Raw genomic sequence first — 13,460 nt, 5'->3', positions numbered from 1 at the left:
TATTTAAAAAATATACTAATAAATCGATATTATAGATAAAACCAAAAACTTTAACACCTTGTTTATAAAAATAAAATTATCCTAAAGGAGTATAGAGTTTTATTCTAAAAACTCACTAAGTCTTATTTTTATACAATTTTTGGAGATTTTCCACTCATTTTTAAATCTAAATGTCAATTGTAAATTAGGCTATTTTTGCCAATGTAAAAAGTCAATTCATATGCTAGAAATTGAGAAGTTATTCATAAATATATTCTATTTAGATTTCTTTCATTCAAAACTCAGCAAAGACAGTAAAAACGTGCCTTTGAAACGTCTTTCCACCCTACTTAATTCCTACAAAAAATGTCGCTTTTCTCATCATTTTTTCACACAATGATTATTAAATATGGCATAATTTGAAACAATTTCAGGGTTTTATTTTCGGTATTTTTTTTATGAATCTGGAGCGAGTAGATCTTAATCTATTAATATATCTTGATGTACTTCTTCGTGAAAAAAATGTTACGCGCGCAGCCGAACAGCTTGGGGTAACTCAGCCTGCAATGAGTAATATTTTACGTCGCTTACGTAATTTATTTAATGATCCGCTTCTTATCCGTTCTTCTGAAGGGATGACCCCAACAGAACGTGCACTTGAATTACAACCCCGTATTCGTGATGCCCTTTCTGATCTTTCCATGATTTTGGAACCCCGTACCGAATTCCGCCCTTATACAAGTAATCGCGTTTTCCGCATTATGACATCTGACTATGCCGAAGCAACTTTAGTTCCTCGTCTTGTCAAAGCTCTACGCTCTGAAGCTCCAAATGTTGTACTCGACTTTCTTACACCCAGTGATGTGTCTTATAGAGACATGGAACAAGGTAAAGTTGATCTTGCAATTAATAGATTTAATGAAATACCGCAAAGTTTCCACCAAGTTTTAGTTTGGCGTGATAGTTTCAGCTGTATTCTTAATGACAAACACCCTGCTGTAACCCATTTGAATCTCAAAAGTTATCTAGATGCACAGCATATCTGGGTTTCTAAAACAGGTATGGGTGTAGGCTTTGGTGTAAATCCAGATAAACAAGGCGGTTTAGGCTGGATCGATCAGGCATTAGAACGTATTGGTCAACGTCGTAAAATTTCTGTATTTACTCGTCACTACCAAATGCCAGCATTACTTGCTCAAAATGTTGACTTGATTGCCACGCTTCCAACTCGAATGGCACGCCTACAAACTCAAAATCCAAAACTGGTTATAAAGGATCCTCCTTTTTATATTCCAGAATTTGAACTTAAAATGGCTTGGTGCCCGTTATTACATCACCATCCAGCTCATCGCTGGTTGCGCCAACTTATTTTATTTGTTGCTCGTCAAATGATTGAAGAAGAAAATCGTGAATTTCTAACCAATAATTCGCAATTTTCTCACTATTAAATAAATTTTAATTTAATTGTCGATTTTAGACATTATCTTCAAGCGCTGAGCAATCAATCTGATTACCTCAGCGCTTTTTTGTGTTAAAACATAGTCATAATAATGATGAACCTCGGGTGATTTGTGAGTCTCTTTCAAAATATCATTATCATCGTACTGCTCATCATCGCAGCAGGCTTTTTATCTTTAACTGAAATTGCATTGGCTGGCGCCAGAAAAGTAAAGTTAAAAATTTTAGCCGAAGCTGGCGAAGAACGTGCCCAACAAGTACTTGATCTACAAGAACAATCTGCCGATTTTTTTGCAGCTTCTCAAATTGGCCTAAATGCAGTTGCAATTTTAGGCGGTATTTTGGGTGAAGCTGCTTTTCGTCCCTTTTTTGTCACTTTAGTTGATCGCTTTTATGAAGGTCCCTGGACACAGACTATCGGTTTTGCCCTCTCCTTCACTTTAGTAACTTCTCTATTTATTTTATTTGCCGATCTTATGCCAAAGCGCTTGGCAATGATTGCACCTGAAAAAATTGCAATTAGCGTTATTAACCCGATTCAAGTTTTTATTAAGGTATGCAAACCCTTAGCTTGGGGAATTAATGCTATTGCGAATCTGTTATTCCGCTTGTTCAAAGTCAATACAACACGCGAAGACAATATTACTTTTGATGATATCTCAGCAGTCATGGATGCAGGTGCTCAAGCCGGTGTACTTCAAAAACAAGAACACCACTTTATTGAGAATGTTTTTGAACTAGAAGAACGTACCGTACCCTCAAGCATGACAACACGCGAGAACGTCGTTTATTTCACATTAAATGAACATGAAGATAGTATTCGTCAAAAATTAGCAGAATATCCTTACTCAAAATTTTTAGTGTGTAATGAAAATATTGATCAGGTCATTGGTTATGTTGATGCTAAAGATTTCTTAGTACGCATTTTAAATAATCAATCACCAACTCAATTAAATGAGTCTACCATTCGTAATGTTCTGATTATTCCTGACACATTAACGCTTTCTGAATTACTTGATCGCTTCCGATCGACAAAAGAAAAGTTCGCTGTTGTAATTAATGAATATGCGCTTGTAGTTGGTGTTATCACCTTAAGTGATATCATGATTACCGTAATGGGTGACTGGGTTACCCCAATCGAAGAAGAACAGCAAATCATTAAACGTGACAATAACTCTTGGTTAATTGATGGAAGCACACCAATTGATGACCTAAGACATGCTCTTGAAATTGATGAAATGCCTGATGAAGAAAACTATGAGACGCTCGCAGGTTTTATGATGTACCGTCTACGTAAAATTCCGCGTCCAGCAGATTTTGTAGAATTTGGTGGCTATAAATTTGAAGTTGTCGATGTCGATCATTTTAAAATTGACCAACTTCTTGTAACTCGAATTTTAGAACAAACCGAAACACATTCATCAATTGATGAAAATTAATGATTATTAATTAAAATACCTCACAATTTAGATGGGGTATTTTTAAAACTAAATAAATTTTTCAAATATATGTAATAATTATTTTAGATTCATTTATTCAATTTGCTCTTTTAATCTAAAAGTATTATTATTTTGTTTAGTAACACTATTAAAGTTTAAATACTGAAAATTAATAAAATAATCTAAACCTCTTAACTACCTATAGAGTGATTAAGCCCCATTCACATTGCAAACAAACTTATGCAACTTAGCTCAAAGTTAGCCTCTAAATGCTTCTTCTTCTCATCTGACTCATCAATATATATAATTAAAAAAAATGCCATACAATTTTTATTTTTATAATACCTTTATATTATTTTATAATAGCATTCATTTATTATAAACCTATTATAACCATAATATATATTCAGTATTTCACATAAATACACCCTTTTAAATGAATATATATTAACCAAATAAACTAAATATATTATTTGTCTTTTTAATAAAAATTAATAAGAATAATCAAAGTCAGAGTTTTGAATAAACTTGTTCAGTAAAACTATAGGCAAAGGATTGATTGTATGCTGACATTACTTGGTGTTGGCATGATTTTGTGCTTCATGTACTTAATCATGTCCAAACGTTTAAGCCCTATTATTGCTTTAATTCTCATCCCATTTATTTTTTCTCTCATTGCTTGGGGCCTAGGTCATTACTTTGAAAGTTTAAGTCACATTGAACTTAAAGGTCTCAGTGAGATGATGCTGGATGGCATCAAAAAATTAGCGCCAACTGGCGTAATGCTTTTATTCGCAATTTTATATTTTGCCTTAATGATCGATGCAGGTCTTTTCGACCCACCGGTTAAATGGATTTTGAAAAAAGTTAAAGGCGATCCTTTAAAAATTACACTAGGAACCGTGTTTTTAACCACTCTCGTTTCTTTAGATGGTGATGGTTCAACCACTTATATGATCTGTGTGGCTGCAATGTTACCACTTTATCAGCGTTTAGGAATGAACACACTCATCATGACTGCGCTTATGCTTTTATGTAGTGGTGTAATGAACCTAACGCCATGGGGTGGTCCTACTGCTCGTGCTGCAAGTGCGTTACAAGTTGATCCAAGCCATATTTTCGTACCGATGATCCTTCCAATGATCATTAGTATTGGTTGGTTATTCTTCCTAGCATATTTATATGGTCGTTATGAGCAAAAACGTTTAGGCGTGATTGAGCTTGAAAGTCATCATGGTGACAATATTACCGTTTCAAAAGACCCTGAAGCGACGCGTCCACATTTACGCAAAGTGAATATGGTACTTACTATTATTCTCATGATTGCATTAATTAAAGGCATTTTGCCGATGTCAGTGCTATTCATGCTAGCGTTCTGTATTGCAATGCTGATTAACTATCCTGATGTTGATATGCAGAAAAAGCGTATCGCAATGCACGCAGATAGTATTTTAGCTGTTGTAGGTTTAATTTTTGCAGCTGGTATCTTCACAGGGATTTTATCTGGTACTGGCATGGTTGAGGCGATGTCTAAAGAATTCGTCGCAATGATTCCTCCAAGCATGGGCCCATATCTTGCACCGATTACCGCTTTAGTCAGTATGCCTTTGACATTCTTTATGTCAAATGATGCATTCTTTTATGGTGTACTACCAATTCTTGCTGAAGCGGCTTCTCATTACGGTATTAGCCCAGAAGCTATTGCTCGTGCATCAATTGTAGGCCAGCCAGTACACTTGCTATCACCTCTTGTTCCTTCAACTTACTTATTATGCGGTCTTGCTAAAGTTGACTTTGCAGATCATCAAAAGTTCACATTTAAGTGGGCATTTATAACATGTATGGTTTTGATGGGCACTGCATTAGTGATTGGCGTTTTCCCGCTCTTTAGCACACTTTAATTATTCTTCTACAAGAAAAAAGCCCCTATCGGGGCTTTTATTTTTATTTATTTATATACTCAATCATGGCGTCTAAGAACGCATGAAAGTGCAAGCTAATATCTTCTTCTAAAATTTTATAGGCATTATCAAATTGAACCATTGGCCAACCTTCTTTCCAAAACGGGAAGATGTCATGTAAGTCATGAGTAACTATTGCATCTTCTCGAACAATCGCTTGTGAAATTTGTGCCAAAACTTGCGCTGTTTCTGCACCATCAATAGCTAAATAATCAATACCACGCGCTTTTAAAATACGAATTCGATCTTTTTTATAGCGAATTTTTTTAGCTTGAGCTGCATTTAAACCTAGTGCAAGAGTAACTGCCTCTACAAACTTTTCTTCAAAATTTGTATTCAGTGCCACTAAAGCCTGTTTATGTGCTTCCTGACGTCCTGCTTTCCCCCCGTTACGGATGATCTCATTTGCTTCCGTATCTAGCTTATCTTTTTTCATCGACTGTAAAATGTCTAAAATTTCGATATCGCTTAAAGATTCAGGAGATTGCTCAAACATAGGAGTCTCTATACATACAACTAAAGGCGTATTCTCTCATAAAAGCGATACTAAAGCAGAGTAAAATTTTAAATAGCTCATTATCTTGACTATTTTTATAGTCCTAACTTCATCGACTACACTCATAAAATCAAATAATTCTTTGGTTATAATTTTAATTATTTGCCAAATTAATTTTACCCTGCTAATATTATTTTACCCAGATAAAAATATATGGCTAAAATGAATACTAAAATCACCTATACTGCCTTCACTGGAAGCACGCTTATTGCGAGTGACTCCCTTATTGAACTTGCAAAAAAACTCAAAGATCTTCCGAAAACAACGGAAAATATTCTGATTTTTAATGATCAAACAGGTCAACAAATTGATCTTGATCTTTCTGGTTCGGAACAGGAAATTCAACAACGTTATGCTGAACCGGAAGAAATTAAAAAAGTTGGACGACCTAAACTCGGAGTAATTTCGCGTGAAATCACTTTACAAAAAAAACATTGGGATTGGTTAGATCAACAAAGCGCGAGTGCATCAGCAGTGATTCGCAAGTTAATTGATAAAGAGTTAAATAATCCAAATTCTGAAGGCAATATTATGCTGGCCAAACAAGCCATCGACCGTTTTATGTCTGCCATGTTAGGTAATATGCCTAATTACGAGGAAGCAACACGGGCCTTATATCAAGGCGATCGAGATATATTTTTAAAAATGATTCAGAGCTATCCTAAAGATTTAAGAGAATATTTAACTTTAAAAACTCAAAGTATTTTCTAAATCCAATAAAAAACCCGCTTACGCGGGTTTTTCAAAATCAATTCAGTCTATTAAAGACGAACTAATTCCACAACTTTTTCAGCTGCCTCTTCAACGGTTTCAGCAGTAACTTCTGTATCCGTACCATCTATAGAAGTTGTGATAACCACAACACCTGTCTCACGCAATAAAGTAATTTGTTCAGCAGTTAAGTTGGCTTTTGCAATCGCAACTACACCTTGCTGAATCAACAAACTTTCTAAAACTTGAGCTTTCTCGATTAACTGTGCAGAAATCCCAATCACCGCTGGCTTTTGGCCCAAACGTGCAGCACGATCTTCAGCTGTTACAGGATTGCTATGTGCAGTCCATTCAACAGCAGCCTCAACCATACCTGCACCAACAGTTACGTTACTTAAGCGGTCAATGAAGATGAATGAACCTGTATAACGAGAATCTTGATATTGATCAAACACAACTGGCGCATCGAACTCAACTACAACATCTGCAATTGCATTTAACTCAAGCTCTTCCACATGAGTATGTTCAAGTGTATTCACATTCACACGATAGTGAATATTAGTCACTTTAGCAGGAACAGTCTGGGTACCAATTTTAACGTTGTACAACTTACCTTTCACGAGCGGATGTTCATTCATCCACACCACTGAAGCACGAACACTACGTGAAATTAATGGTTGCTCACCAGCACGTACCAAAACGTTACCACGGCTAATATCAATTTCATCATTCAGGGTCAATGTAACCGCTTGCCCCGCTACAGCCTGCTCAAGGTTTCCATCAAAAGTAACGATTTCTTTAACTGTTGAACGCTTACCTGATGGTAGTGCAACAATCTCATCACCAACATTGATTTCACCTAAAGCAACGGTACCCGCAAAACCACGGAAATCAAGATTTGGACGGTTTACATACTGAACAGGGAAACGGAATTCGTGTTTATTCGATTCACGACTAATTTCCACCGACTCAAGAATGCTCATCAAGGTTTGACCCTTGTACCAAGGCGTATGAGCTGATGGATTTACAACGTTATCGCCATTTAAAGCAGAGATTGGTACAAACTGAATATTGGCAGGACGGCGATCACCTAGTTGGCTTACGAAAGCATCATATTCAATCTGAATTTCAGTGAAACGTTCAGGTGAATATTCAACCAAGTCCATCTTATTAATTGCAACAACGATATTTTTAATACCAAGCAAACTTGCAATAAACGTATGGCGACGAGTTTGAGTTTGCACACCATAACGCGCATCAATCAAGATGATTGCCAAGTCCGCAGTTGACGCACCTGTTGCCATGTTACGTGTATATTGCTCATGTCCCGGGGTATCCGCAATAATAAACTTACGCTTTTCTGTTGAGAAATAACGGTAAGCTACGTCAATAGTAATACCTTGTTCACGTTCTGCTTGCAGACCATCTACCAGTAATGCCAAGTCTGGTGCATCACCCGTAGTTCCTACTTTTTTACTATCACGCGTTACTGCTTGCAATTGATCTTCATAAATCAATTTTGAATCGTAGAGTAAACGTCCAATAAGCGTACTTTTACCATCGTCTACGTTACCGCAAGTCAAAAAGCGTAGAAGGTCTTTTTGTTCATGTTGCTTTAAATAGGCCAAGATATCTTGACTGATTAATTCTGATTGATGAGACATTGCTCAAACTCCACAAATTTAGAAATTGTCTTAGAAATAGCCTTCTTGCTTTTTCTTTTCCATTGAGCCCGCTTCATCATGGTCAATCATACGACCTTGACGCTCAGAACTCGTGGCTAAAAGCATCTCTTGGATAATTTCAGGTAACGTATCTGCTTCAGACTCAACTGCACCGGTTAACGGATAACAGCCAAGCGTACGGAAACGTACAGACTTCATCTGTGGAACTTCACCCTCTTTTAGACGCATACGCTCATCATCAACCATGATTAACGTACCGCTACGCTCTACTACTGGACGAACAGCAGAGAAATAAAGAGGAACAATTTGAATATTTTCTAAATAGATATATTGCCAGATATCCAACTCTGTCCAGTTCGATAATGGGAATACACGAATACTTTCACCTTTGTTCACTTTACCGTTGTAAAGATTCCAAAGTTCAGGGCGTTGGTTTTTCGGGTCCCAACGGTGTTTGCTATCGCGGAATGAGTAAACACGCTCTTTTGCACGTGATTTTTCTTCATCACGACGTGCGCCACCAAAAGCAGCATCAAATTGATATTTATCCAAAGCCTGTTTTAAAGCTTGGGTTTTCATAATATCTGTATATTTTGAACTACCATGATCGAATGGATTGATCCCAGCTTCACGGCCTTCTTTGTTCTGATGAACAATTAAGTCAAAACCATGAGTTTTCGCCATATTATCGCGAAATGCGATCATGTCTTTAAACTTCCATCCAGTATCTACATGTAATAATGGGAACGGAAGTTTAGCTGGATAAAATGCTTTCAACGCAAGATGAAGCATAACAGCCGAGTCTTTACCAATTGAGTAAAGCATGACTGGGTTTTCGAATTCTGCAGCAACTTCACGGATGATATGAATGCTTTCCGCTTCAAGTTGCTTGAGATGTGTGAGTCTTGATTCAGTCATGAACACGTCCTTCTCTATCCATTTTGCCCATAAAATCTAGAAGCGGTATTAAACCACCACGTAGAAGACCATGTGGAGGAACGAGTGCCATAACAACTCCAATTTTTCGTGATAAATAATCCAACCACAAGCCTTTATATGGCTTATAGCATTAGTTATGCATTATAGTGATTTAAAACCGATTCCTTTTGCTTGTTTTTTCATATTGATATTCGATTTAATCATATACATGTAATATGCTGATTCACTTGCACAACTTCATAATCGTAGCTAGTAGTGCAGTCAACTTAAGCAAACACGTTCTAGTTTTTAGATTTCTTTAAAAGTCATGAAAAAGAGAAGCATTAGTCGCTTCTCTTCTCTAAAGCATGATCTAATCTTAGAAACCAAACATTTTACGTTCTAATGGAATTTCAATACCAATAGATGCACCTGCATCATTACCCTCAAGATCCGAATCACTTACCCATCCATTAATTTTTAATGGAAGATCAGGTTTGATGAAATGCGTCCAAGTTAAATCAAGGGCTTTGATTTCATCGTCTTTAGGGAATGCTTTATTGATTGCCAAGTTAGATTGGTTAACTTTGACCACCATAGCACGACCACTTAAACGGTTCATGACATCAAAGCGGATATCGCCACCCACCGAATACATTTGCCCATCACCACCCATCGCGTGACCTAATGGGAAACCATGTTGGTAATAACCATCTTTATAAACCGAATGCGTATAAGAGATACTCTTTACATCCCCATTAGTACGCGTGTCAGCCCATTCTGCATAAAGTTGATATGGCATGTCATTGTAGCTTGACGAATAATCGACCCCAGCTAAATACATCTTTTTAGATGGCAAATAACCAGCCTCATCCTCACCAACATATTGACCATAAAGACTTACTGGGATATTTAAAAGAGGTTGCAATAATAAGCGCCCATCAAATCCAGCCAATTGGTTTGATGGATTTTCGGTATCGCCATAGACATTATCGTTGCCCTTAATAGCATCCCATAAAGAGCTAAAACTTTCTGAACGTCCGTCTCCCCCCCACTGAATTGTACGTGAAGCACCTAGTTCTAAATATGGCAATGGTTGTGCAGTTAAACGTAATCCAATTAATTTAGCATCAGGTACTGCTTTATAATCATCTAATTGACCAGCAAATGCTTGGTATTGCCAAGGCCCAATCCAAGATAACCATTTTGTTTCAAAAGCATTTTGCACAGCACGTTGCGCCGTTACTCCATAAACTGGTCGACTCGCATCACCACGAATTAAACTACCATCGTGTCCAGGTCCCCACCATGTTGGGATTTGACCCGCAACTACCCATTGATTCCAAAGTTTACCAGCGACATATGAACCTTCAACATTGACGTCCTGCCCATTATCAATTTGAGGATCTTTTTCTGCATTTACTCGGATTTTAGCATCCCAGTTTTCACCGCCAGCATTAAACTCTAACGAACCTTGATATTGAGCTTTTTGGTTATCACCGAATGCTTGAGGAATATTTTTGCTATCAGTTTCAGCAAAAGCACCCACTTTAACTGTATTGTTATCTGCTTTTAATGCATTAAGAACTGAGTTAATAACTTTTTGTTGAGCTGGATGAGACACTTTTGCTTGAGAAAGTGCTCTTTGAATTTCATCACCACTTAACGGCCAAGTTGAGGTGCTAATACTGATAACACCTTGTTGATTTAACCAGTTTAAGTCGGTACGTAAGTCTTCATTATTTAGCACTAAACCTTGTGCAAAAATAGCGGATGAAGCAGTTGCCAATATTGCAATCGAAAGTGTTTTTCTTAGAAACATGCCAGCCAATTCTCAAAGTTATTTATGAGCAACACCTTAATTTTTTTATCACAACTTTGCAATTGTTAAACTGTGCAATTACATTTTTTAACGCTATCTTAAGGTTAGTATAATTAGGTAAGTTTCTAGATATAAAAGGTAATAAAAAAAGGCAGTATTAAATACTGCCTTTTTGCATCTTAGAAGGTTAACCTTCTTTACGACGCATATGCGGGAATAAAATTACATCGCGGATACTTGGCGCGTCAGCAAATAACATAACCAAACGGTCAATACCAATACCTTCACCTGCTGTTGGAGGTAAACCATATTCAAGTGCTTCAACAAACTCTGCATCGTAATGCATTGCTTCATCATCACCAGCGTCTTTTTCAGCAACTTGCGCTTGGAAACGCTCAGCTTGATCGATTGGGTCATTTAACTCGCTGAAGCCATTTGCTAACTCACGACCACCGATGAAGAATTCAAAACGATCTGTAACGTGTGGATTGTCATCATTACGACGCGCCAATGGAGAAGTTTCCGCTGGGTAATCAGTAATAAATGTTGGTTGACGCAGTTTAGTTTCAACAGTTTCTTCAAATACGATCGTTTGAAGCTTACCTAAACCAAAACCTGGCTTAACCTCTTCTTTCAACTCTTCACGAATAAATTTTGCAAGAAACTCGCGATCACCTACATTTTCAGGTGTGAACTGCGGATTATTCTCTAAGATCGCATCGAACATAGAGATTTTTTTGAATGGTCCTTTGAAGCTAAACACTTCACCTTGGTAAGGGACATCGGTTGTACCTAGAATATCCAAAGCCAACTTTTCAAGCATATTTTCAGTCAATGCCATTAAGTCTTTATAATCAGCATATGCCTGATAAAACTCGATCATCGTGAATTCAGGGTTGTGACGTGTTGACACCCCTTCATTACGGAAGTTACGGTTAATTTCGAACACACGCTCAAAACCACCAACCACTAAACGCTTCAAATAAAGTTCAGGTGCAATACGTAAGAATAAAGGCATATCCAAAGCATTGTGATGTGTTTCGAATGGGCGTGCAGAAGCACCACCTGGAATCACATGCATCATTGGCGTTTCAACTTCCATGAAACGTTCATTGTTTAAAAATGCTCGAATACCTGCAACAACTTTGGCACGGATTTCAAAAGTTTTACGTGTTTCTTCATTCACGATTAAGTCAAGGTAACGTTTACGGTACTTAACTTCTGTGTCATTTAAGCCATGAAATTTATCTGGTAACGGACGAAGCGATTTTGTAAGAAGTTCAAAACCTTCAAGATGAACATATAAGTCACCTTTGCCTGAACGTCCGATATAACCTTCGGCAGCAATAATGTCACCAAGATCTAAACCTTTAATAGTTTCAAGAATATCTTTTGGTAAGCCTTTACGGTCAACATATAACTGAATACGACCTGTCATGTCTTGAATCACCATGAAAGAACCACGGTTTAACATGACACGGCCAGCCACTTTTACATAGACATGCTCAGCGCTTTCAATTTGTTCTTTCGACTGATCTTTAAATTGTTCTTGTAGATCAGCAGCGTAATGTTCACGCTTAAAAGTATTTGGCCAAGGACTCTTTCCAGTTTCCTTCGCAACATCTTGGATTTGCTTTAATTTGGCATGACGCTGTGCAATTAAATCGTTTTCGGAAATAGTTGGTTCAGAAGTCGATTGAGCGTTTTGTTGCGTCATCTCTGCCTCGATTAAGTAAAAATGAAGTGGCATAGCTTAACAGATTGCAGGAGTTTTTCGAATGATTTCAATCAAACAAAAATGAAAAAAGACAATTTATGGAAACGAGCAGTACTTTTTAAAGGCAAAATGACTTAGACCAATCGCTAAGATCATTTTTTAAAGCTTTTAGTAAAATAGAAAAAAATCCAAATAACCTCGATATTCAAAGGCCCTTTTTGCCTTGTATTTTATCAATGAGATTGTGTCGTAAATAATGAAAATTCTATTTTTACATGGCTTGGATTCTTCTCGTGAATCAACAAAGTTCCACGCCATTTTACATCCTGAAAAATTTTGTATTGACGTTGATTATCGTAACCTAAGTTATGCATCTGTTGAGTACTTTTATCACCAAGCTATTCAGACGATCAAACCAGATTTACTGGTTGGTCACAACCTTGGAGGATATTGGGCCTTAAAAACTGCCGCTCAACATAAATTAGCTGTGATTGTGGCGAATCCAAGTCTTACGCCTAGTTTTCGACCTGATTATCCTCAGCTTTCCGAAGAGGAACTTACCCTCTCTAATCCTAAAATGGCCTATTTAGAATTAGGAGATGAGCAACTCGATATGTATCAAGTTCAAGAAAAACTTGCGCCCTACATGAATATTGAAACGTTTGAAGGCGGACATCATCGTTTGGCCTATCCTTCTCGCCTCAATGATTTGATTATGAAAATTTATAAAAAATATTTGGCTTAAATTGATGCCGATTGCCTATTTTTCTTCTGCCAATTTCTTGATGACATCAAATCCTTGAACGAAGCCACTTTTCAACATACCCATATATTCAGGTAAGGTGGCCAATTCGACTCTTAAAGTAGTTATATTATCGTGTTGGCTTAAAAAATATTTTTCTTGGGAACCACTCCAGCCTTTAACTTCTTCACTTTCTAAATCTTCCTTACCGTCCTTAATCATTCCTAAATGTTTAAAAATCAAGATTTCCGGCTTTTTCAATTCTTCAATGGTGGAGACCATGCCATTGCCTTCACCATCTAGGAAATAAGTTTTACCACCGATTTGCCAATCAGTACGCATTGAAGAGTCTGGAGCAAAAAATTTTGTCCAAGCATTATATGTCTCGTTATTCCAAAGTAACTCCCATACTTTTTCTATAGGCGCCTCAATTTCTACTTCGTATACTAAATTTTCCATACTTAAGTTCCCT

At 37.1% G+C, this 13,460-nt stretch carries 12 protein-coding genes; 5 read left to right on the top strand and 7 right to left on the bottom strand.

Annotation, left to right across the window (positions count from 1 at the left end; genetic code table 11):
- The first annotated feature begins 437 nt into the window (after positions 1-437).
- The 3 genes from nahR to citN all read left to right on the top strand — a co-directional run bounded on the left by nahR (position 438) and on the right by citN (position 4,777).
- The gene (gene nahR / locus MKX14_RS09515; RefSeq protein ID WP_004703082.1) at positions 438-1,427 is read left to right on the top strand and encodes a LysR family transcriptional regulator; all 990 of its coding nucleotides are present in this window, start codon (positions 438-440) and stop codon (positions 1,425-1,427) included.
- A gap of 123 nt (positions 1,428-1,550) precedes the next feature.
- A complete protein-coding gene (gene ytfL, locus MKX14_RS09510) occupies positions 1,551-2,876 on the top strand; it encodes a hemolysin family protein (protein ID WP_046812724.1) in 1,326 nt (441 codons plus the stop codon).
- Between the two features lie 563 nt (positions 2,877-3,439).
- Positions 3,440-4,777, top strand: coding sequence for a CitMHS family transporter (citN, locus tag MKX14_RS09505; protein ID WP_002117607.1), 1,338 nt, complete (start codon positions 3,440-3,442; stop codon positions 4,775-4,777).
- A 43-nt stretch (positions 4,778-4,820) separates the two neighbouring features.
- Here the strand turns inward: citN and MKX14_RS09500 are convergent, their stop codons facing one another.
- Complete coding sequence (locus MKX14_RS09500; protein ID WP_002117749.1) at positions 4,821-5,333, bottom strand: hypothetical protein; 513 nt, start codon at positions 5,331-5,333, stop codon at positions 4,821-4,823.
- 213 nt (positions 5,334-5,546) lie between these two features.
- Between MKX14_RS09500 and MKX14_RS09495 the strand changes: the two genes are divergently transcribed.
- Positions 5,547-6,104: a DUF2239 family protein gene (locus MKX14_RS09495; protein ID WP_174724340.1), complete on the top strand. Its 558-nt coding sequence runs from the start codon at positions 5,547-5,549 to the stop codon at positions 6,102-6,104.
- A gap of 50 nt (positions 6,105-6,154) precedes the next feature.
- Here the strand turns inward: MKX14_RS09495 and cysN are convergent, their stop codons facing one another.
- The 5 genes from cysN to lysS all read right to left on the bottom strand — a co-directional run bounded on the left by cysN (position 6,155) and on the right by lysS (position 12,246).
- Positions 6,155-7,768: a sulfate adenylyltransferase subunit CysN gene (cysN, locus tag MKX14_RS09490; RefSeq protein WP_240282328.1), complete on the bottom strand. Its 1,614-nt coding sequence runs from the start codon at positions 7,766-7,768 to the stop codon at positions 6,155-6,157.
- A gap of 30 nt (positions 7,769-7,798) precedes the next feature.
- The gene (cysD, locus tag MKX14_RS09485; protein ID WP_000140408.1) at positions 7,799-8,707 is read right to left on the bottom strand and encodes a sulfate adenylyltransferase subunit CysD; all 909 of its coding nucleotides are present in this window, start codon (positions 8,705-8,707) and stop codon (positions 7,799-7,801) included.
- Positions 8,700-8,831, bottom strand: a complete 132-nt coding sequence (locus MKX14_RS09480) for a hypothetical protein (RefSeq protein WP_080026499.1) — start codon at positions 8,829-8,831, stop codon at positions 8,700-8,702. The genes cysD and MKX14_RS09480 overlap by 8 nt, the downstream gene beginning before the upstream one ends.
- A 255-nt stretch (positions 8,832-9,086) precedes the next feature.
- Positions 9,087-10,529 (bottom strand): capsule assembly Wzi family protein, encoded by a 1,443-nt coding sequence (locus tag MKX14_RS09475; RefSeq protein ID WP_240282327.1) that lies wholly within the window; start codon positions 10,527-10,529, stop codon positions 9,087-9,089.
- 187 nt (positions 10,530-10,716) lie between these two features.
- Positions 10,717-12,246, bottom strand: a complete 1,530-nt coding sequence (gene lysS, locus MKX14_RS09470; RefSeq protein ID WP_002117806.1) for a lysine--tRNA ligase — start codon at positions 12,244-12,246, stop codon at positions 10,717-10,719.
- A gap of 256 nt (positions 12,247-12,502) precedes the next feature.
- On the opposite strand from lysS, the gene MKX14_RS09465 reads away from it, so the two are divergent.
- Complete coding sequence (locus MKX14_RS09465) at positions 12,503-12,991, top strand: YqiA/YcfP family alpha/beta fold hydrolase (RefSeq protein ID WP_240282326.1); 489 nt, start codon at positions 12,503-12,505, stop codon at positions 12,989-12,991.
- Positions 12,992-13,006: 15 nt separating this feature from the next.
- Here MKX14_RS09465 and MKX14_RS09460 read toward each other — a convergent pair whose 3' ends face one another.
- Positions 13,007-13,447 (bottom strand): SRPBCC family protein, encoded by a 441-nt coding sequence (locus MKX14_RS09460; RefSeq protein ID WP_046812729.1) that lies wholly within the window; start codon positions 13,445-13,447, stop codon positions 13,007-13,009.
- Between the last annotated feature and the right edge of the window lie 13 nt (positions 13,448-13,460).

The sequence above is a fragment of the Acinetobacter pittii genome (genome assembly GCF_022449185.1).
Lineage (GTDB): Bacteria > Pseudomonadota > Gammaproteobacteria > Pseudomonadales > Moraxellaceae > Acinetobacter > Acinetobacter pittii_I.
The sequence above is the reverse complement of the archived record's forward strand: the minus strand, read 5'-3'. Positions and strand labels throughout refer to the sequence as shown.